This window comes from Dyadobacter fermentans DSM 18053, from assembly GCF_000023125.1.
Taxonomy (GTDB): domain Bacteria; phylum Bacteroidota; class Bacteroidia; order Cytophagales; family Spirosomataceae; genus Dyadobacter; species Dyadobacter fermentans.
In genome coordinates, this window is record NC_013037.1 from 1,810,526 (window position 1) to 1,832,664 (window position 22,139).

Below are 22,139 nucleotides of genomic sequence, written 5' to 3' on the forward strand. Positions count from 1 at the left end.
TCGAGGCATTTAAAAACTTGCTATCCTTACATTACTATTTCAAAAAGTAGGCGGGGCGCGGTTCGGACGGGGTGCCGGGGCGCCGATGGGGGTAGCGGGCTTGATTTTGTCATATTCCACTACACCCGTTTTTTCCGCCCAGCGAAAGTAGTCGGCAGCGAGCTGGTCCACTACATTCGGGTTGGCGGAGGCCACATCGCTCGTTTCGCCGCGGTCGGTTTCGAGGTCGTAGAGCTCCCATTTGTAGGCCGGGTAGGTTGACACGATTTTCCATTTCCCCTTCCTCACAGCCCGGTTTCCGGCGCGTTCCCAAAAGATAGGCTCGCCGCCACGGTCCACCTCGCCCGATTTACCCGTGAGTACCGGCACCAGGCTTTTGCCCGGAAGGGTATTCGTAGCAACACCATTCGCTGTGGCCGGATAGGCGGCTTTGGCAAGATCATAGAACGTCGGCGCAAGGTCGATCAGGTGGCCGGTGCCCTTCACGATCTGCCCGCCTTTGATCTGCCGGGGAAACCAGGCAATGAATGGCGCGCTGATACCGCCTTCGTGCATGTTGTTCTTATATGCGGCGTGCGGTGCGTTTGACACGTACGCCCAGGGCTGGTCCTGATACACATACGAACCTGCCGTGCCCGCCGGGCCGGTGTTGCGCTGTGGCCTGCGCGGAGATGCGCCCGCGTAACCACCCTGCGCACCATTGTCGGAAATGAAGACAATCAGCGTGTTATCGTCTTTGTTAAGCGCTTTCAGTTTTTCGCGAAGCTTGCCTATATTCTGGTCCACCCGATCGACCATCGCCGCATAAATCTCCATTTTACGCTCCCAAAGCAGTTTTTCATCATATGGCACATTCTCCCAGGGCGTCACGTCCTTGTCGCGCGCCGCCACGGATTGTTTGGGATCGGTAATGCCCAGCGCTTTCTGCCTTTGCAGGCGCTCGGCACGGAGCGAGTCCCAGCCGATGCTGTACCGGCCCTTGTATTTGGCAATATCCGCTTCCGGGGCTTGCAGCGGCCAGTGCGGCGCATTGTAGGCGAGGTAAAGGAAAAACGGCTTGGCGGTTTTGCTTTGCTCGTCGAGGAATGCGAGGGCGTGATCGGTGATCTCGTCGGTCAGGTATTTGTCGGGCGGCAGGTTAATGCGCTTATTGTTCTCCACCAGCTCCACAGCCGGGCCTTTGCCGTATTTTCCAATATCGAAATAGTTGCTTGCCCCATTGATGAAACCATAGAAACGATCAAACCCGCGCTGGTTGGGCCACGCGGTGCTGTCGTTCCCGACGTGCCATTTGCCGCTCAGCAAGGTGCTGTAACCCGCATTGCGCAGCACTTCCCCGAATGTGAGCGACTCCTTGTTGAGATACCCCTGGTAAGCCGGCAGGCCCAGATTTACATTAAAATATCCCACTCCGGCCTTGTGCGGGTACTGGCCGGTGATGAGCGACGCCCGCGTGGGCGCACAGATGGAATTGTTATAAAATTCGCGGAACCGGATGCCCTCGCCGGCGAGCTGGTCGATATGCGGGGTTTTGATCTCGGAGCCGTATGCGCCGATGTCGGAGTAGCCCAGGTCGTCGACCATGATGAGGATGATGTTGGGCCGCTGGTCGGCAACCCGGCGGTCCGGGGCGGATTTCTTTTGCGCCGCCACGGCCGAAAAGGCAAACAGCGCAGCGGCAAAGAATGCAGAGGTCTTCATGATTTTGGAGAAATGTAGAACAAAAGGTTTCGCTCGCAAAAATATATTTATTCTATATAATTAATATACTATTCAAAAATTCTCTTTCTTGAATGAAGCGCAGCATTGGGTCGGCGGGGCTTGTTTTGAGGCTGATACGGTCGGAAACGGCCACTTTTCACATGTATCTATACATGACCGGACGCCGCTGATTTTCAAATTTCTAAGACAGATAAGCGGCGATAATGGTGATTGGTAAGGAAATATGGCTAACTTGCCTTTACGTCACTCCCTTCTCCTCTGTTGCCGCCTGCCTTTACGGTTACCAAAACCGGTCGTTTTCTTAAAAAATGTGTGTACCAAGCTATCGTGGGGTGATGAAAAGAAATACTGTAATAATTGCTGATGACGATGCGGATGACCGCTATCTGATCGGAGAAGCGCTGAACATCGTGGGTCAGCGGAGGAAAATACTGGAAGTTGAGGACGGCCGCGAACTGGTGGACCTGCTCGCGAACGACAATCCCAATCCCGAACTGATCCTGGTAGATATGAATATGCCGCGGATGAACGGCGTGGAAGTGCTGGACGCGATCCAGGCGTTTGCAGGCTACGGCGATGTGCCCAAAATTGTCCTTTCGAATGATAGCCAAAATGCCCAAAAAGCCTACCAGGCCGGCGCCGACGGCTTCTACACCAAGCCCGTCACACTCGATGGTTACCTGGACGTAGCCCGAAGAATCCTGAAAAAATACCTCGGCGGAGAGCCACCCAAGCCATTGATTTAAAGAACCTTGTGGACAATGCATGAATAAAGTGCAGATCCATTTTTATCTTATTTTCAAAAAATATTACTCTACTATTTCTATATACTAAATAATATCCATAGCTTTGCCGGAGAAACTTACAATCCCTACATATGAAACCACCGATTATACCTTACTGTTGTCCTGCGATGTTTCCCAAACAGTACTAGGACAGGCTGTTTCACAGTAACCACCACTCATGAACACCATCAAAAAACAGTAAAGCAACACCGCATTTATGAAGACATTTTTAACGACCCTATTCAGCACAACAATTCTACTCATCTCATTGGTTGCCCAGGCGCAGAACCCGCCGATCGTGAATGCCACGGTTACCGGAACGATTCTCGACGCCGCCACCGACTCCCCGCTTATTGGTGCTACCGTCACCATTAAGGGAACAACGAACGGTGCCGCAACGGATGCAAACGGTGAGTTTCAGCTGGTAACGGGTCAGAAACTACCTTTCACACTGGTTGTTTCGTTTTTGGGCTATATCAAAAAAGAAGTTGTGATCGAAGGCAGCGGGGTGACTATCAAGCTCGATCCTTCGGCGGATAACCTGGAAGACGTGATCATTTCGTCGCGTCGCCGTCAGGAATCTGCTCAGGAAGTTCCCATTCCGATTTCCGTGATCCGCGGATCGGCCGCTGAGGATGCAGGTGCGTTCAATGTAAACCGTTTGAAAGAACTGGTTCCGACCGTTCAGCTGTATGTGTCGAACGCGCGTAATACAACTTTGAACATCCGCGGCCTCGGATCTACCTATGGCCTTACCAACGATGGCATCGACCCTGGCGTGGGTTTTTATGTGGATGGCGTTTACTACGCACGTCCGGCTGCAACGGCACTCGATTTCATTGATATTGAGCGCATTGAAGTATTGCGCGGACCACAGGGAACACTTTTCGGAAAAAACACGACGGCCGGCGCATTCAACATCACCACCCGCGGCGCGAGCTTCGACCCCAGCGGCAGCTTCGAGCTAAGCTATGGTAACTTCGGTTACATTCAGGCCAAAGGGTCATTCACCGGCCCCATCAATAAGAAACTTGCGGCACGCGTGTCGTTCACGGGAACGCAGCGTAATGGGCTGTTTTTCAACGAACACACGCAACAGCCGATCAACGATATCAATAATATCGGTGTGCGCGGCCAGATTCTTTACCAGCCAAACAGCAAGGTGAACATTACCGTTATCGGCGACGTGTCGGATCAGAAACCAAACGGCTACGGCTGGCCTATCGCAGGCGTGGTGCCTACAAAACGTGCGCCTTACCGTCAATTCGACGCGATTATCGCCGACCTGGGCTACAAACTCCCCTATTCAAGCGCATTCGAACGCAAACTTGACCTTGATACGCCTTCAAAAGCAGATAACAGACTTGGTGGCGTATCGGCCAACGCTGACATCAAAATCGGAAACGGAACCCTTACCGCAACTTCGGCATGGCGTTTCTGGAAATGGGTGCCCCTTAACGACCGCGATTACCTGGGATTGCCGGTATTCACGATTTCGTCCGGTAACTCGGTGCATGACCAATGGTCGCAGGAGATCCGCTATTCAGGCAAAATTTCCCCTAAACTCAGCGGTGTAGTTGGTTTGTTCGGACTTTGGCAAGACCTGAAATCCGATCCTGTGCAAACGGAAGAGGCCGGTTCTGCACAGTGGCGTTTTGCACAAAACAGCACCAGCGAACTCTGGAAAACACCGGGCTTGTTCGATAACTTCGGTATCCGCACCACCAACCGCATCAAAAGCACCAGCCTTGCCGTGTTCGCACAGGCCGACTGGGCAATCACCGACAAGCTCCATGTATTGCCGGGCGTTCGCTACAACTACGACAAGAAAGTGGTGGATTACAAAAGAGAGACTTACGGCGGCCTGCAAACGACCGACGCTGCATTGCTCGCGCTGAAACGACTGGTTTACACGGACCAGGCCTTCAACACGAACTACGACCAGGGTAACTTTTCGGGACAATTGTCGCTCCAATACAAAGCCAGCAGCCGTTTCAATGCCTATGCAACGTATTCGGTGGGTTACAAGCCTATCGGCGTAAACGTGGGCGGCTTGCCGACAGCCAATGGCGCTGTTCTGCTCGACCTGGCTAATGTGAAGCCCGAGCACGTGGATCACAAAGAGTTGGGTATCAAAACAAAACCGACTGCTAACTCCGTCCTGAACCTGACCTTGTACCGTTCGGACATCAACGATTTCCAGACCCAGGTTCAGACTCCCGAGCCGGGCGTAAACCGCGGCTATCTTGCCAATGCTGAAAAAGTGCGGGTACAAGGCGTGGAAGTAGATGGTAACATTCGATTCAGCAACCTGTCGTTCAATGCGGCGGTGGCTTATACCGACGGAAAATATGTCAAATTCGCCAATGCACCCGTGCCTTTGGAAGAAGTAGGCGGTGAGCAGGCATTCAAGGATATTTCGGGCGGTGCGCTGCCGGGCATTTCGAAATGGTCGGGCTCCGTAGGGGGTGAAGGAACGGTGAAAGGCACCTTCCTGGGACTGAAAGGCAACTACTTCCTGGGTATCGACGTATTTGCGCGCTCCGGCTTCTCATCCAGCCCATCACCATCCAAATACCTGAACATCGACGGCTACTCGCTGACCAACGGCCGCCTCGGTTTCCGCGCCTCGAACGGCATTTCGTTCTTCGTATGGGCCAGAAACGTGTTCAACAAAGACTACTACGAACTGCTCCTGGCAGCACCGGGCAGCTACGGCCAGTACGCCGGCATCGTGGGCGACCAGCGCACCTACGGCGTCACATTGCGCTACTCGTTCTAATGCATAAAAACGAAAAAGGATATTATAACACAAAAAAATCAGGGCGCCCCGCTGGGGCGTCCTGATTTTTTTGTGCTACCTGTAAAATGGACGTAGTCCGCCCCCATTCAAACCGGCTCCGGTACCTCCTGCTCAATGGGCTGTATAACCCCATTCGACACCTGGAAAATTGAGACGCCCAGTTTCACTTCAAGCAATGCCAGTGTCTTGATCGTAAAGTTGTGCGTCCCGGTCATCCATTTACTCACCTGCGACTCCTTTTTGCCGAGCATTTCGGCCAGTTCCTTCTGTGAAATCCCCTTGTTTTCCAGTATCTCATGGATACGGTCGGAAAGATCGAAGCTTGTTCCAATAAATCTGTGTATGACCGGATCCAGAGGAATTTTTTCTAGCGCATTCATATCAAATACCTATAAATAGTTCACCTTCTAATTGCATCAAATCCCGGGAGTACCAAATCTCTCCCGCCCTGATTTTCTCTACTAATTTCTTGTCAACGGCCATCATCATCTTCAAGGCCTTCCAGGTTTCGGCGCCGTCCTGGGCCTTTCGACCTTTCTTTTCACCACCACCACCCAGAATGACGATATTCTCGCTACATCTGATGCAGTAGATTCTGAGCCGAGAGAATGTGATCGGCCCGGCACTCACGTTGTTCTCGGGACGGAAATACCGCATTTGTGCTCCCCGCCTTTCGAGGTACCATATCCAGCTCCTGATCATAACGACATCTTCTCCAAAGCCTTTCTCTTTGTACTGGTCCACAAATGAACTGGTTTCGGTACTTGCGCTACCTTCAAACCGGATCGATTAAACAGTCACCTTCTGCGACCGGGTGTACACTTCAAGATAAATACGATTCACTTTTAAGTTAAGTTCAAATATAAGACATTTCCAATAAAAGGAATGCTGAGTGAATTCGTTTTGCATCGGTAATATCTAAAAAAATCATCTCAAAATATCATAAGTAGATATAGCAAATTCATCGCTTCACCATCCGGGCGATGTCTTTTTACCGGCAGATAATCAATACCTTACGTATGAAAAAACTTATACTACTTGCGTGGGCGGTGCCTGCGCTTGCCTGGGGGCAGTCACCCGCTTTGCAGCAAGGCTTCCAAACGCCTCCCGATGCGGCTAAACCGCGTGTTTGGTGGCATTGGATGAACGGCAACATTACCAAAGAAGGGATCACCAAAGACCTCGAATGGATGAAGCGCGTAGGCATTGGCGGCTTCCAGAATTTCGATGCGAGCCTTTTTACACCCAATGTGACGCCCAAAAAGCTGGTGTTCATGACGCCCGACTGGAAGGACGCTTTCAAACATACCACCGACCTCGCCCAAAAGCTCGGCCTCGAAATGGCGATCGCAGGCTCACCCGGTTGGAGCGTTACCGGCGGGCCGTGGGTACCGGCCGCAGATGCGATGAAAAAGTACGTTTGGACCGAAACGCATGTGCCGGGCGGGCAAACTTTTACAGGCAAACTCCCCCCGCCCGCACCGGTGGCCGGGAAGTTTCAGAATGTGCCATTGCCTGCCGAAGGCGGGATGTCAGGACCGTCGGGCGAAGTGCCGGATTATTATGCCGATGCGCTCGTGATCGCCTACAAGCTGCCTTCTGCCGACAAGCGCATGAGCACGCTCAATCCCAAAGTAACGTCGAGCGGAGGCTCTTTTTCGGTAGCCGAACTGACCGACGGCGATTTGGGCAAAACCTCCCTCCTGCCGCCGATGGAAGTTGGCCAGGATATGTGGGTACAATATGAATTCGATACACCGCAGACATTCAAGGCATTGACGATTGTAGGCGCCAGCTCGGGCGGCGCATTGGCCGAGTTCAACGGAGCGCCCAACAACCGGACGCTGCGGGTAAGCGACGACGGCGTCACTTTCCGCGACGTTGCGCCCATCAAAGGCAGCATTGTTCCTCAAAACACACTGGCATTTACTCCCGTAACGGCCAGATTCTACCGGATCGCGTTCAAAACGCTGGCGCCGCCGTTCAATCCTTTCGTAGCGATGATGGGCGGAGGCGGCGGGCAGCCGGCCGCGCCCGAGGGCGTTCATGTGGCCGAAATCGTGTTTCATAATACCGACCGGATGGATCAGTTCGAAGAAAAGGCTGGTTTCAGCCCCTGGCGCGAGAATACTTCCTCGCTGATCCAGCCCAATGCGGACGCGGTACCCCTCACCGACGTGATCGACCTGACTTCCAAAATGACCGCCGACGGCAGCCTGAACTGGACACCGCCTGCCGGCAACTGGGTGGTGGTACGGCTCGGGTACTCGCTCACCGGGCGCAAAAATCATCCCGCCTCGCCGGAAGCAACCGGTTTAGAAGTGGATAAGCTCGATAAAGCAGCCGTGACCCGCTATATTAATACCTATCTCGATATGTATAAGGACGCTACCGGCGGGCAAATGGGCGCGAAAGGACTGCAATTCATGGTGCTCGACAGCTACGAGGCAGGCCATATGACCTGGACGAAAGAAATGCCGCAGGAGTTCAAAAAGCGCCGAGGCTACGACATCACGCCCTGGATTCCCGCGCTCACAGGCATCATCGTGAAAAGCGCCGCTGAAAGCGACCGCTTTTTGTGGGATTTCCGAAAAACCATCGGCGAACTGATCATCGAAAACCACTACGAGGTGATCGGCGACGCATTGAAAGCGCGCGGAATGAAGCGCTATACCGAATCGCACGAGGGCGGCCGCATTTACCTGGCCGACGGCATGGATGTGAAGCGCAAGGCCGACATTCCGATGGCTGCAATGTGGACGCCCGGCAGCCTGGCCGGGGGCGCCGACGAGGAAGTGCGGAGCGAAGCCGACATCCGCGAATCGGCCTCGGTGGCGCACATTTACGGACAAAACATCGTCGCGGCGGAATCGATGACGTCCGTTGGCAATGCATTCACCTGGTATCCCGAAAAGCTGAAACGCACGGCGGATCTCGAAATGGCGTCGGGACTGAACCGGTTTGTGATCCACACCTCCGTTCACCAGCCACTGGACGACAAAAAACCCGGCTTTTCGCTCGGGCCGTTCGGGCAGTATTTCACGCGGCAGGAAACCTGGGCAGAACAGGCAAAGGCGTGGATGGATTACCTGGGGAGGAGCTGTTTCATGCTGCAACAAGGCAAGCCGGTGGTGGATGTGCTGTATTATTATGGTGAAAACTCAAATATCACGCAGATCTCCACGCAAAAACTTCCCCCGATACCTGCCGGCTATGCATTCGATTTCGCGAATTCGAGTGTGATCAAAGATATGCTGAAAATAGAAAAAGGCTTGATCGCGACGCCATCGGGCCAGCAGTATCGTTTGCTGGTGCTGGACTCTACCGCCAGGGATATGACATTGCCGGTGCTGCAAAAGATTGGCGAACTGGTGGATAACGGAATGAAAGTGGCGGGCGTGAAACCGGAGCGTTCCCCCAGCCTGGGTGACGATCCGTCGGCATTTACGGCGCTCGTCAACAGGATTTGGAATAATCCGAATGTTTCCTCGCAGCCGCTGGAAACCGTTTTGAGCAGCATTGCGCCCAAAGATGTGGCCATATCCGGCGAGAAAGCGAAGATCCTTTACGTGCACCGCCAAACACCCGACGCCGACATTTACTGGCTCGACAACCGCAGTAACGAGGCCAACCAGGCCAGTATCAGCTTCCGCGTTACCGGCAAAATTCCCGTACTATGGAACCCAGAAACCGGCAAAACCAGTAAAGTCTTTTACCAGATCGCCGACGGCCGGACCACCATTCCTTTGAAATTCGATTCCTGGCAGGCCTATTTTATCGTTTTCAGTGGCAAGGCTCCCAACAATTTGCATTCCGAGCCCGAATGGCGCGAATCGGACGCCACTGCTGTGACGGGCACCTGGACCGTGCGCTTTCAACCGGGCCTGGGCGCTCCTGCGCAGGCGCAAATGAATGAACTCGCCTCGCTATCGGAGCATGCGGATGCCGGGATCAAATACTTTTCGGGAACTGCCACTTACGAAAACACGCTCAATGTGTCGGCAATTAATAAAAAAGCGCGCTACTGGCTCCACCTCGGCGATGTGAAAAATCTCGCCGAAGTGATCGTGAATGGCAAAAATGCAGGCATTATCTGGAAAAAGCCGTTCCGTATCGACATTACCGACGCGGTGAAGCGGGGCGCTAATAGCATTCAGGTGCGTGTTACCAATACCTGGGTAAACCGCCTGATCGGCGACGCACAACCCGGCACCGCCACCAAAATCACTTATACGACGATGCCGTTTTACAAAGCCGATTCACCTTTACAGCCCAGCGGCTTGCTGGGCCCGGTGAAACTGGTGGCGGCAACGCCCGCAAAATAGCGAATGCGGCAGGCGTAGAAACTTGTGTTTTCAAATCCAGGTGTTTTCCGTGATCAGGGATTTTTAACGATCCGTTCGGCCAGCGCCAGTTTGAGCGCCTTAATGTCGGCCAGCACAAGCTGTGCCATTTTACGGGCACCAAGCTCGCTGAAATGGGTATTGTCTTCTTTTCCGGCCGGGTAGTTGGGATGTTCATCCGCAGCAAGGTGCAGGTAGAGCAATTTCGAGTTCTCCACGCCCATGCTTTGAAGTAATACCTGGCTTCGTTTATCAAGATCGATCAGCGGAACGCTTTGTGCCGCCGCTACGTCGCGCACGAGCTGCGAGTACACGGCGTGCGTGTCCTGAATTTTCCCCTCGGCATCGAAACTCCGCCGCGCTACCGGGGTAATGAGCACTGGATTGGCCTTTTTCGCTCGCGTTTCTTCGATAAAACGCACCAGGTTGTTCTGGTAACCCGCCTCATCAATGTAGCTTTTCTTGGTTTTAACTTCATCATTATGCCCGAACTGGATCAGCACATAATCGCCTTCCCGTAGACTGTCGGACACCGATTGCCAGCGCTTTTCCTCTATAAAGGTTTTCGTGCTACGCCCATTCACCGCCCGGTTATCGACCTTCACCGTTTGATCAAAAAAATAGGCAAATGGCATTCCCCATCCTGCTTCGGGATAAGCTTTTACTGCTTTGTTGGCCATCGTGGAGTCGCCGATGAGGTACACGGTAATGGGCCGTTCGGCAACCCGGAAACCCGCTGCGATCAGCAAAAATAATGTAGCCGCCAATGGACGGAGTAAGTGTTTTCTGGTCATAAAATCTTCCGAAATGAATCGCCGCAGAGTTCGAAATGACCGCAAAAGCTGTCGTTAGGGCCGGTCTACTGGATAGCGGGCCTGTGAATTCACTCGGGCACTTCCTTCGAGATTTTTTCGTTGGCGAGCTCAATGTCCTCCGGTTCGGCCTCGGGCTCTTCCTGCTCCGCACTTGCCGCCTGCTCATATTGTAGCGAAAGCAGGATAGGGAAATGGTCGGATGAGAAATTTTCGAGCCGCGCGAGTTCTACCAGCTTGAAATCGGTGGAACAAAACACGTGATCGAGCGGGAAACGCAGCAGCGGCATACCCGCATGGAAGGTATTGTAAAAACCCCGCCCAATGCGCGGATCGAGCAGGCCGCTGATTTTGGTAAAAAGATCGGTGGTGTAGGACCACGCCACGTCGTTCAGGTCGCCCACCACAATGCAGGGTAACCGGCTGGCTTTAACCTCCTTAGCTACCAGCAGCAGTTCCTTGTCGCGCTCGGTGGAATGCAGGTTTTCTCCGGGCACGGGCGGCGTCGGGTGCACGCAAAACAGCTGTATCCGCTGGCCCGAGGGCAATGCGACCTGCGCTTTAATGGAAGGTATTTCTTCGTCGACCAGGTAGCGGACCTGCACATCCGACAGCTCCAATTTCGAGTAGAGCAGCATTCCATAGGTGTTTTCCAGCGGCACCGGCACCTCGTACGGATAGTCCTTTTGCAATGCCAGCGTGCTTTCATGCCAGAAACGGTCGGTTTCCAGCAGCAGCAGCACGTCGGGATCGTACTTCCGGATCAGGTTCATGCAGCCCTCGGTATTCCGGTTGTCCTGAAATACATTCGATGAAAGGATCGACAGGCGGTTTTCGGGCAAGTGCTTCTTGGCAGGCTCGATCACAGTCCCCGCAAGGCGCGTAAACGGGTACACGAGGTAGCACAAATAAATGGTGTTTAATAGGAAGGCACCCGACAGGATGAGTGTCTGCAAATCGGTCGAGAAAAACAGACTAATGTAAATGCCGGTGACAGCCACGCAGAGGACGAGTTTCTGCAACCGCGGGTATTCGAAAACCCGGAATGTCCAGTAATCGCTCCGGATCAGGGGAATAAGCGACATCATGACGATCAGCACGCCGGCCACTTCCAGGAAGCTCTTGAAATAGTGCATTGTTATGTTGAAGTAAGAGCTGCAATATTTTAATTATTTCGGATCATTTCAACTATCCTGACCCCTGCACGGCTGATATTTTACGATATAGGCCGGTTTCTTATCCAAAAATAAATCCCTTTCTTCGCAGTTCCATCAATTTGCCCGATCATGAAGTTCCTGCCCGGTGTATTTCTTTTCACATGGATGTTCGCTGTCCAAGCTTTTGCCCAACGGCCTGCGCCCACCCGCGTGATCACTTATCGAAACCCGGTCATCGCCGGCGACTTCGCCGATCCGTCGGTCGTGCGCGTGGGCGATACCTATTATGCCGTCGGCACTTCTTCCGAATGGGGGCCGGCCTACCCTATTTACAGCTCCAAAGACCTGGTGAATTGGGAATACGTGGGCCCCGTTTTCGCCGAACTACCCAAATGGACCATGGGAAGCTACTGGGCGCCGGAGCTGTTCTACCGGAATGGGACGTTTTTTATGTACTACACCGCCCGCAGAAGGGCCGACAAGCAGTCGGTAATCGGTGTGGCCACCAGCAAGGACCTTCGAAAGGGATTTAAAGATCACGGCATTATCATTGAATGGACCAAAGAGGCCATTGATGCATTTGTGGTGGAAGACAAGGGAAAACTGTTTATCACCTGGAAAGCATACGGCCTGGACAAAGACCGGGGCATCGAACTGCTAGGCGCCGAACTTTCACCCGACGGCTTAAAGGTGACCGGCAAGGAGTTCAGCCTCATCAAGGCCGATCCCACAGGCTGGGAAAGCGGCGGGGCCGAGGGACAGGCCATTTTCAAACGCGGCAACTACTGGTACATGCTCTATTCGGGCAATGCGTGCTGCGGCGATCGCTGCGACTACCAGGTCGGGGTGGCAAGGGCCGAGAAGTTGCAGGGGCCGTGGGTCAAATATTCGGGAAACCCGGTGCTGTTCGGCGACGACGCCTGGAAATGCCCGGGACACGGCACGGTGGTGGTAACGCCCGATCGCCGTTACTTTTACCTGCACCACGCCTACAACGGCATCGATTTTACATTCGCCGGCCGCCAGGGTGTGCTGAGCGAGCTGGTTTGGGACGAAACGACCCATTGGCCGGCATTCCGGTACGGGAAAACAACGCCCATCCAGGCAGAAGCGCCCGCGGTACTGGCCACGACACCGCCCCAGACACACAATTTTTCGGTGAACTACGACCGCGACACGCTCAAACTACCCTGGGTATTCGATGCGGGCTTTCCGAAACCGAAATATGAAGTAACGGGAAGCGCTTTGGTGCTGGAATGCGGCAACCCGGCACGTACGGGCAACTTCCTTGGCCAGACCATCCGGAAAGGAACCTACACATTTGCCGCCGAAGTGATCATGAAGGACGACGTGATGCAAAACGTGGTCATCTACGGCGATGCGCAGAACGCCATCGGCTACGGTGCCGGAAACAATCGCATTGAGCTGTGGCAAGTGAAAGACGGCGTATATGAAGTACTTAAAACCCAGAACATTCCCGACAAGTACAATAACATCCGCCTCGAATTGCAAAGCCGGTTCGGACGTTTCTACACATTCAGCTGGGCGGTGAAAGGCCAAAAAATCGATTCGCTCACGAGCGCCGTGCAAATGGAAATCCCCTGGCTGCCCAGGTGGGACCGGGCGCCAAGGGTGGGAATCAGCGTAACGGGAAATGCAGGGCTGAAAGGTGAAATCAAAGCCGTGGAAATGAAGTACGATTAAAAGTACTGCTGCATGAGCCCGGGAAATGCCGGGATGACAATTTCAGGATCTTCGATTTCGGGATGCCACTTTTTCTCCCATTCGAAACTATAATAGCCTTTGTAATTGTCTTTCACCAGCACGCTGATGGCCTCTCGCAGCGGCCCCTCGCCTTTTCCGACCTGTGTATAGCGGATTTTGCCGCCTTCCAGGATGCCGTCCTTGATATGGGTGTGGCGGATGTACTTTTTCAATGTCCGGTATACCTCCGCAGGCGGCTCTTTCGTGACCGACCACATATTGAAAATGTCCCAGATGAGCCCGACGTGCTTGTGTTCAGCCCGGCCCATTACCTTGGCTAGGATGTCCTTGCCGGTAACATCGCCATGCGATTCGAGCAGCACCGTTACGGATGTCTTTTTGGCATACTCGCCCAGTTCCAGCAGCCCGGAACTGATCAGTTCGATGGTTTTCTCCACTTCCTGGTCTTTCGGCAAATCATTCGGAAATACGCGCACAAACGGGCAATTGAGCTGCTGAGCCAGGTCGATAAACCGCTTGGCTTCGTCCAGGTTTTTGGCACGCACCGCGGGATCGGCCATGTGGAGCGACGCCGATGAGCCCAGGTCCACGATCCTCAGCCCCTTTTCCTCAGCCATCGCCCGCGAGCGCGCAATGTTGGCCGGCGAATTGAAATCCTCACATTTAGGCAGATCCATACAATCCAGCACCCCTCGGATCTCGATGCCTTTGTAGCCATTGTCGGCGGCATATTTGACGATCGTCGCCCAGTCCCATTTCGGGCAGGCGAGTGTTGAAAATGAAAAGAGCGGCTTGGCTTTGCCCTGAAAATGGAAAGGCCGGACGAAAGGCAGGGCCAGTCCGGCGGAAGCGGCCATCAGGAAACCCCTGCGGCTCAGCGAAGTAGATTGGTTCATAAGGTTCAGGAAAAATTCTCCTGACAATATATCAGCAAATCAGGGCTTTGACAAATGCCTTTTAGTACAATTTGCTTCTATATTAAGTCCCCTACTCGGCGGCCTGGTCGTTCCATTCCGTTTTGCGGAGTTCAAGAATGATCCGGATACCAATCGCGGCTATTGCTACCGCTATCCCGATCTGGACCGCTCCGGCCCATAGGCTGATTGTAGATTCCATTTTGTGCTGGTTGATTTTTGTGCAAAGTAAAGTCAGGTAAGAGCGCAACTAAGGCGTTATTAATTAACCGGTTAGCAAATTGAGTTAACGGCACGGGCAGCGCGTGAAAAAAATTTTGACGCACAGTATTGCGGAAATTCAAATCGTTTTTAACTTTGAATCACAAAGTACTTTTTAATATTCATAAAAAAGCACAGCAACACTACAAAGGGAGTAACCATTCAATCCAATCTTTAAAGGGAGTAACCATTCAATCCAATCTTTTTATGCGCGAGGAAATCCTGTTGAACCAAGACAATCCCCTGCAACTGGAAAAGTTGTACCGGGGCAACAAGCCGAGCTTCAAGGCTGCATTTAACGCATTGTACCCCGAAATCCGCACGAGTCCGCTGGCGGAAGGCTGGTATCAGCGCCTCAATTTCCATCAGGATGAGTTTTTCTGGGGCACGCCCGCCGAGCGGTCCTTCGTGATCGCCGCGTCGCTGTTTGCGGCACTGCTCGCGAAGCTGCCCGAAATTTTCTCCATTCAGGAAGACTTCTTTTATCCCCGCAATCTAGGGTTCATCGTCGGCCCCGCCCTGATGGCCTATTTTGCCTGGAAAAACAATATTACGTGGAAAACGCGCGGACTGGCGATCGTGCTGCTGGCGGTTGCGGCCATTTTCATCAACTGGCTGCCCCGCGATCAGCATAGCGATACGCTGATCCTCTCGTGCATTCACCTGCCGCTGTTGCTGCTCTCGATGCTGGGCATTGCTTTTCATGGCGGCAAATGGAACAGGGACACCAACTGGCTCGAATTCCTGCGCTACCTTGGCGAACTGGTGGTGATGTCGGGCTTGCTGGTGCTGGCGGGCGGACTTACCACGGGCATTACGCTCGGGCTTTTCCACCTGATCGGCTGGAATATCGAGAACTTTTACGGCAAGTACATTATTGTCTGCGGCCTCGCTGCCGTTCCGATCGTCGCCACATTCATCACCCGCGTGCAGCCTACGCTCGTGAGCAAGATCCCCCCGGTCATTGCGAAGCTTTTCAGCCCGGTGGCGCTTGTAATGCTGGTAGTATACCTTGGAGCAACGCTCGTTGCGGGCAAAAGTCCCTACCACGACCGCGAGTTTCTCCTGCTGTTTAACGGACTGCTGATCGGCGTGATGGCACTCATCTTCTTCTCCATCGCCGAAACGGACAGATCCGAAGGCAACCGGTTGCAGATCACCGTGTTATTCCTGCTCTCCGCCGTGACACTCCTCGTAAACAGCATTGCATTATCGGCCGTACTGTTCCGCATTTCGGAATGGGGCCTCACGCCGAACCGTGCGGCCGTATTGGGTGCCAATGTGCTGATGCTCGCCCATTTGTTTTATGTAGGATTAAAACTGTTTTCCGTGCTGAGCAAGCGGAGCGGGTTGTCCGCTGTGGGCGCGTCGCTGGTCGTATTCCTGCCGCTGTACACCATTTGGAGCGCATTGGTGGTGTTTGTATTTCCTTTTCTATTCGGGTTTGAATAAGCACTGGCGCGTGCAGCAAGCCGGGCCCGGATATTGATTATGCAGAAAAGTTGTCGGAATGCCGGCGGCTTTTCTGCTTTTATAGCCATTGGGAATTTGTAACGCTTCCTGAGCAGCTTGTACGCGTTAATGTGCCGGTTACATGCCATCTTTGCAATGTTCCAGCCAAAAACAAACCTATATGAACTCACTCCAAAACAAAGTAGCCCTGGTGACCGGCGCGTCACGCGGGATTGGGGCGGCAATAGCCATACACCTCGCCCAAGCCGGCGCCAGGGTAATCGTGAACTACACCAGCGGCGAAGAAGCCGCACAGCAAACCGTTGCCGCGATCCGCTCGGCTGGCGGCGACGCCATTGCGTTACAGGCCGACGTCGCCAATCCGCAGCAGGTGAAAGCGCTTTTTGACGACGCCATCGCCCATTTCGGGCGGATCGACGTGCTCGTCAACAATGCCGGCATCATGATCACCAAGCTCCTCAAAGACACCACTGACGAGGACTTCACCCGCCAGTTCGAAGTAAATGTGCGCGGGACATTCAACACCCTCCGCGAAGCTGCCACGCGCCTGGCCGACGGCGGAAGCATTATCAACTTTTCCTCCACCACCACGCGCCTGATGATGCCCACCTACGCGACCTACGTAGCGACCAAAGGCGCTGTGGAGCAAATGACGCGCGTTTTTGCCAAAGAAGTAGGCGCTCGGGGCATCAACGTCAACGCCGTGCTGCCCGGCCCTACCAACACTGAGCTCTTCACCAAAGGCAAACCCCAGGAGCTTATCGACCGCCTCGCATCCCTGAACGCCTTCAACCGCCTCGGCGAGCCCGACGACATCGCCAAAACCATCACCTTCCTGGCCAGCGACGACGCCAAATGGATCAGCGGCCAGACGATCGGGCTGAACGGGGCGATGGCGTAGCGGCGAGCAAAAACCTGTAAATGCTGCCGACAATGAAGCTTGAACCGGAAATAGTTGCAAATTGTGATGGATTTCTATCACAATTTGCGGTTATGAAAAAATACACCCTGCTCGTTTCCTTGTTTTGCTGTGTCGCGCTTTCTGCCATTGCCCAGGGCACGAGATCTGCCAACTTCCCCGACGGCACCCAAATACCCGACTGGTTTTCAGACACTTCCAAAATTCAGCTAAGCAAACTCGGCAAGCAGTATGTGCTTACGGAGCATGGCGTGGGGGCGGATAGCAACGTCGTTCAGACGGCCCGGATACAGCAGGTCATTGATCGGGCGCATTCCCAGGGAGGCGGGGTGATCGTCGTGCCGAAGGGTGTTTTTTTGAGCGGGGCTTTGTTTTTTAAACCCAAAACACACCTTTACCTGGCCGATGGCGCCGTATTGAAGGGGTCTGATCAAATAGCGGATTACCCGATGATGCCTTCGCGGATGGAAGGGCAAAACCTGGATTATTTTCCGGCGCTGGTGAATGCTTATGGCGTGAATGGTTTTACCATTTCGGGAAAAGGGACCATCGACGGTAACGGGCTGAACTACTGGAAGGCTTTCTGGCAGCGGCGGAAGGAAAATCCCAATTGCACCAACCTGGAAGTATCGCGACCGCGACTCGTTTTCATCTGGAAAAGTAACGATGTGCAGGTACAGGATGTAAAGCTCCGGAACTCCGGGTTCTGGACGAGCCATTATTACCAATGCAATAATATCAAAATCCTCAATGTGACGATCACAGCTCCCCACGAGCCGATCAAGGCGCCCAGCACGGATGCCATTGACCTGGATGTGTGCAACAATGTCCTCGTGAAGGGTTGCTACCTCGCCGTAAACGATGACGCCATTGCATTGAAAGGCGGAAAAGGCCCCTACGCCGACAAAGATCCCGGCAACGGCGCGAATACCAACATCATCATCGAGGATACGAATTTCGGGTTTTGCCACGCCGCGCTCACACTTGGCAGCGAGGCCATTCACAACAAAAACGTGATCATGCGCAACTGCCACATCGAGAATGCCATGCGCGTGCTCTGGCTGAAAATGCGCCCCGATACACCCCAAAAATACGAGTTTGTAAGTGTGGAAAACGTGGATGGTTACGCATACAGCCTCATTTACGTAAAGCCTTGGAAACAATTCTTCGATTTGAAAGGAAGAACAGACGTGCCGCTCTCCTATTCCGACCACATCAGTTTGAAAAACATTAAACTGAAATGCGAGGTGTTTTTCGATGTGAGCCCGGGCGATTACGACAAACTATCCAGATTCCACTTCGAAAACCTGGATATTACCGCCAAAAACGTGGCATACGACAAATCCGTAGTGCGCGACTTTACGCTCACGAATGTAAAGGTGAACGATAAGCTGATCCGGTGAAGTCAGGCGCCCAGATCGCGGCAGGCCAGCTGGTAAAGTTCCTTCACGAATGCCTCGTAGGCGATGAATATGTCGGGTTTGGCAATAAAATCCTTGGCGCCGGCGGAAATGCATTTCTCGCGGGTGGATACGACGGACGACGTGGAAGTTGCGATGACGGCGATGCCGGGATAGTCCACTTTGAGTTCCCGGATAATGTCGTACCCGTTTTTCCCGGGCATATTCAGGTCCGACAGCACGATTTCGGGCAGTTCGGCGGGCCGGCCGTGGAGCCAATCGGTCAGCTGGTCGCCGTTGCCGAATTCTCCGAGGATCTGGAATTCCCCGGAGGCCTTGAATGCCTCCGACATGAAGTACCGTTCGTCTTCATCATTTTCAACAATGGCAAGTCGGAATATTTTCATGTTCTTGCGTGTGGGGCTTAAATCTTGGGTAACAAAATATGGAAACTGGCGCCTTTTCCCTGCGCCGACTCGGCCCAGATCCGTCCTCTGTGGCGCTCCACCACTTTCTTGCAAACGGCCAGCCCGACGCCGTGGCCGGGATATTGGTTCGCAAAATGCAGCCTTCTGAATATCTCGAAGATCTTTTCCAGGTTTTCAGGTGAAATGCCGATGCCATTGTCCGACACCACAAACCGCACGCTTCCATTCTCCATCCAGGATTTCACGGTCACCTCCGGCGTGCTGCCGTTGGTGAATTTCAATGCATTCGCGACCAGGTTCTGGAAAAGCTGCACCAACTGCACACGGTCGCCATAAATGAATGGCACGAGGCTCTCGACCTGTATTTTCGCGCCCGATTGCGCAACGGCGTCGTCGAGGTTCTGGATCGCCTCCCCGATCACTTCTTCCACTCTCAGCTTCTGCCGTTGCAGCCCCACCTTGCTGATCTGCGAGTAATGAAGCAGATTATCGATCAGATCGTGCATTCGCTGGGCGGCGAGGATACCTTTGCCAATGCTCAGCCGCAGGTTATCATAGTTTTGCTGGTCGACATGCCGGTCCATCAGGTGCAGGAAGCTGCGGACCGTCCGCACGGGTTCTTTCAAATCATGGGAAACAATGGCCGTAAACTGTTCGAGCTCGCGGTTGACGGAGGACAGTTCGCTGTTCGTGACCGAAAGCTCGTCCACGAGCTGCTTGTACCTGTCGGAGCTTTCCTGCAATGCCTGCTCATTCATTTTCCGCTCGGTGAGGTCGCGGGTAACTTTGGAAAATCCGCTCAGCCTGCCCTCGGTGTCGTACACGGCCGTGATGACGATATTTGCCCAAAAGCGGCTTCCGTCCTTCCGCAGCCTCCAACCTTCTTCTTCATATTTGCCGGTAGCGCGCGCCACTTTCAGTTCCCAGGCAGGTTTTCCGTTCAGAATGTCCTCTTCGGGATAAAATATCGAGAAATACTTTCCGATCACATCGTCGGCGCTGTAACCCTTGATCCGCCGGGCGCCTTCGTTCCAGCTGATGATCCGGCCCCGGATGTCGAGCATGAATATGCCGTAGTCGCCTACTTGTTCCACGAGCGAACGATAGCGGGCTTCACTTTGCCGTAGGACGTCCTCACTTTTCAGCCGGTCGGTCAGGTCGCGGGTAACTTTGGAGTAGCCGATCAATTTGTTGCGGTCGTTGTAGAGCGCGGTCAACACCACATTTGCCCAAAACAGCGAGCCATCCTTCTTCACACGCCACCCTTCCTCGCGGTACGAGCCACTTTCGCTGGCTGTTTGCAATGCCTTTCGCGGCTTGTCGTCGATGACATCGGATGCGGAATAGAATACGGAAAAATGCTTGTTGAGAATCTCACTTTCGGCGTAACCATGCACAAAAGTGCCGCCGTCGTTCCAGGTGATCACATGGCCTTCGGGGTCGAGCATAAAAATAGAATAGTCGCGGATAGCCTCCACCATGAGCCGGTAGCGTTCCTCGCTTTGGAGCAGCTGGAACTGGTGCTGCTTTTTTTCCGTGATATCGCGCATCAGCACACAAAACCCCACATGTTTTTGAAAATCATCGAATAACGGTGAATAGGAAGTCTCGGCCCAATAACGGGTCTGGTCTTTTTTCAACTTCCACCCTTCTACAACGAGCGATTTCTTTTTGAGTGCCTGGTCGAGCTCGTAGCGGTATTTGATCGGATCGTCCTGGCCGTCGCCGATGGTAAAAAACGGCTTGCATTCAAGATCGGTGTCATCGTAGCCTGTAATCGCGCTTGCGGCTGCATTGCACGCGGTGATTCTTCCTGTTTCGTCCAACACAAAGATTCCCTCGGAGCAGCTACGGAAAATCAGGTCGTAATTCAAATGCATGGATGGGTAGCGGGTAATAAAGTCGGCAAGAGAAACAGCAAATATCATGCCCGGCCCGCCCGCATTACCCGGCCCGCTATACGTCGCAGGGAAGGGAGGCACTTTTGGTGCCGGACTCTGTGGCTACACATCGTAACTAATCTCTTTCTGATTTGCATTGCCGGGTAAATAATGAGAAATTGCGCGCCCAATTTTCAAAAACCATGATATCTCCTGTTTTCTGCGGCATCGATTTCGGCACCTCCAATTCCAGCCTCGCCATTGCAAACCCTGACGACGTTTTCCTGATCCCGGTAGAAAACGAACACAAAACCATCCCCAGCGCCATGTTTTTTGCGCGGAAAGACAATGCGGCATCCTTCGGCCGTGCGGCCATGGAACAATTTCTCAGTCGCAACCCCGGGCGCTTAATGCGAAGCCTGAAACGCGTGCTGGGAACGCCGGCCATGCGCCAGGGCACGATGGTGAATGGCGAATTGATGAAGTTCGACCAGATCGTGGCGGCCTTTCTCGACCAGATGAAGCGCAAGGCGGAAGCCGATTGCGGTACGGAACTGAAACACGTGGTAATGGGCCGGCCCGTGCATTTCATCGACAACGACCCCGCCGCCGACCAGCGCGCCGAGAATGAGCTGAAAGCCATCGCCACAAGCCTAGGTTTCGAGCATGTAGGCTTCCAGTTTGAGCCGATCGCAGCCGCCTTTGCGCACGAGGCACGGGTGACGGGCGAAAAACTCGCGATGGTGGTGGACCTCGGCGGTGGAACTTCCGACTTCACGGTGATCCGCCTGTCGAAAGACAACGCCAGCAAGCACGACCGCAGCAGCGATATCCTCGCCAACACAGGCGTGCGCCTCGGCGGCAACGACTTTGATAAAGACCTGAGCCTCGCGCGCATGATGCCCGAGCTCGGCTTCCGCACGACTTACGGCGCCAAAAACCTGGAAGTCCCCTCCTACCATTATTTCGATCTTTCGGAATGGAGCAAGGTGAATTTTTTATATACCAACCGCACGATATTCCAGGCAAAGCAGTTGCTGCGCGAAACGCATGCGCCGGAAAAGTACGGACGGCTTATCAACGTTCTCGAACAGGAGAGCGGCCACGCCGTGCTGGCCGAAACTGAGAATATCAAAATAGGCCTCACCCAGAGCGATGCGTACGTGGCCTCTCTCCCGTTTATTGACGAAAACCTGGAAATTAACGTTGAACGCAAGGTTTTCAATGACGCCATTGGCGCCAAGGCGCAGCGCATTGTGGATGCGGCCAGGCAATGTCTCGAAACGGCGGGCATTAGCGCCGGAGCCATCGGCCTGGTGATCATGACCGGCGGTTCTACGGAAATTCCGCTGATCCAGGAGCGCTTCCGCGAGCTGTTCCCCGCCGCCGAATGGTCGGAAGAAAACAAACTTTCCAGCGTGGGGCTCGGCCTGGCGTACGACGCACGGAGCCGGTTTGCCTGACGTCCCGGCATCACTTTCGCGGCCGGGTTTGCATCGGATGCCCATCTCTGGTTA

At 53.8% G+C, this 22,139-nt stretch carries 17 protein-coding genes; 8 read left to right on the forward strand and 9 right to left on the reverse strand.

The genetic code is table 11. The features are described 5' to 3' along the window. Positions 1-39 precede the first annotated feature (39 nt). Positions 40-1,701, reverse strand: a complete 1,662-nt coding sequence (locus tag DFER_RS07475) for an arylsulfatase (RefSeq protein WP_015811015.1) — start codon at positions 1,699-1,701, stop codon at positions 40-42. Positions 1,702-2,057: 356 nt separating this feature from the next. On the opposite strand from DFER_RS07475, the gene DFER_RS07480 reads away from it, so the two are divergent. Beyond that, positions 2,058-2,468 carry a response regulator gene (locus DFER_RS07480; protein WP_015811016.1) on the forward strand — a complete coding sequence of 137 codons (411 nt, stop codon included), beginning with the start codon at positions 2,058-2,060 and terminating at the stop codon, positions 2,466-2,468. Between the two features lie 256 nt (positions 2,469-2,724). Continuing rightward, positions 2,725-5,289, forward strand: coding sequence for a TonB-dependent receptor (locus tag DFER_RS07485; protein WP_015811017.1), 2,565 nt, complete (start codon positions 2,725-2,727; stop codon positions 5,287-5,289). 107 nt (positions 5,290-5,396) lie between these two features. Here DFER_RS07485 and DFER_RS07490 read toward each other — a convergent pair whose 3' ends face one another. Further along, a complete protein-coding gene (locus DFER_RS07490) occupies positions 5,397-5,690 on the reverse strand; it encodes a helix-turn-helix domain-containing protein (protein ID WP_015811018.1) in 294 nt (97 codons plus the stop codon). Position 5,691: 1 nt separating this feature from the next. Further along, a complete protein-coding gene (locus DFER_RS29105) occupies positions 5,692-6,054 on the reverse strand; it encodes a hypothetical protein (RefSeq protein WP_050774653.1) in 363 nt (120 codons plus the stop codon). 275 nt (positions 6,055-6,329) lie between these two features. Between DFER_RS29105 and DFER_RS07500 the strand changes: the two genes are divergently transcribed. Continuing rightward, positions 6,330-9,635, forward strand: a complete 3,306-nt coding sequence (locus DFER_RS07500) for a glycosyl hydrolase (RefSeq protein WP_015811020.1) — start codon at positions 6,330-6,332, stop codon at positions 9,633-9,635. Positions 9,636-9,688: 53 nt separating this feature from the next. On the opposite strand, the gene DFER_RS07505 is transcribed toward DFER_RS07500, so the two are convergent. Beyond that, positions 9,689-10,447, reverse strand: a complete 759-nt coding sequence (locus DFER_RS07505; RefSeq protein ID WP_015811021.1) for a rhamnogalacturonan acetylesterase — start codon at positions 10,445-10,447, stop codon at positions 9,689-9,691. Between the two features lie 89 nt (positions 10,448-10,536). Then, positions 10,537-11,601: an endonuclease/exonuclease/phosphatase family protein gene (locus DFER_RS07510; RefSeq protein WP_015811022.1), complete on the reverse strand. Its 1,065-nt coding sequence runs from the start codon at positions 11,599-11,601 to the stop codon at positions 10,537-10,539. 150 nt (positions 11,602-11,751) lie between these two features. Between DFER_RS07510 and DFER_RS07515 the strand changes: the two genes are divergently transcribed. Then, positions 11,752-13,326: a glycoside hydrolase family 43 protein gene (locus DFER_RS07515; protein ID WP_015811023.1), complete on the forward strand. Its 1,575-nt coding sequence runs from the start codon at positions 11,752-11,754 to the stop codon at positions 13,324-13,326. Here the strand turns inward: DFER_RS07515 and DFER_RS07520 are convergent. Together DFER_RS07520 and DFER_RS30685 are read right to left on the reverse strand one after the other, a co-directional pair. Continuing rightward, positions 13,323-14,243 (reverse strand): sugar phosphate isomerase/epimerase family protein, encoded by a 921-nt coding sequence (locus DFER_RS07520; protein WP_015811024.1) that lies wholly within the window; start codon positions 14,241-14,243, stop codon positions 13,323-13,325. The two genes, DFER_RS07515 and DFER_RS07520, sit on opposite strands and share 4 nt — an antisense overlap. Positions 14,244-14,334: 91 nt before the next feature. Then, positions 14,335-14,463: a hypothetical protein gene (locus tag DFER_RS30685; protein WP_015811025.1), complete on the reverse strand. Its 129-nt coding sequence runs from the start codon at positions 14,461-14,463 to the stop codon at positions 14,335-14,337. Positions 14,464-14,729: 266 nt separating this feature from the next. Here DFER_RS30685 and DFER_RS07525 point away from each other — a divergent pair, with 266 nt between their 5' ends. From DFER_RS07525 to DFER_RS07535, 3 genes are all read left to right on the forward strand, one after another. After that, the gene (locus tag DFER_RS07525) at positions 14,730-15,974 is read left to right on the forward strand and encodes a hypothetical protein (RefSeq protein ID WP_015811026.1); all 1,245 of its coding nucleotides are present in this window, start codon (positions 14,730-14,732) and stop codon (positions 15,972-15,974) included. 181 nt (positions 15,975-16,155) lie between these two features. Continuing rightward, positions 16,156-16,896 (forward strand): SDR family oxidoreductase, encoded by a 741-nt coding sequence (locus tag DFER_RS07530; protein ID WP_015811027.1) that lies wholly within the window; start codon positions 16,156-16,158, stop codon positions 16,894-16,896. Positions 16,897-16,988: 92 nt separating this feature from the next. Further along, complete coding sequence (locus DFER_RS07535; RefSeq protein WP_015811028.1) at positions 16,989-18,317, forward strand: rhamnogalacturonidase; 1,329 nt, start codon at positions 16,989-16,991, stop codon at positions 18,315-18,317. Positions 18,318-18,319: 2 nt separating this feature from the next. Here DFER_RS07535 and DFER_RS07540 read toward each other — a convergent pair whose 3' ends face one another. Further along, complete coding sequence (locus DFER_RS07540) at positions 18,320-18,721, reverse strand: response regulator (RefSeq protein WP_015811029.1); 402 nt, start codon at positions 18,719-18,721, stop codon at positions 18,320-18,322. Between the two features lie 17 nt (positions 18,722-18,738). Beyond that, a complete protein-coding gene (locus DFER_RS07545; protein WP_222837313.1) occupies positions 18,739-20,724 on the reverse strand; it encodes a PAS domain-containing sensor histidine kinase in 1,986 nt (661 codons plus the stop codon). 101 nt (positions 20,725-20,825) lie between these two features. On the opposite strand from DFER_RS07545, the gene DFER_RS07550 reads away from it, so the two are divergent. Further along, positions 20,826-22,085, forward strand: a complete 1,260-nt coding sequence (locus DFER_RS07550) for an Hsp70 family protein (RefSeq protein ID WP_015811031.1) — start codon at positions 20,826-20,828, stop codon at positions 22,083-22,085. Positions 22,086-22,139 lie beyond the last annotated feature (54 nt).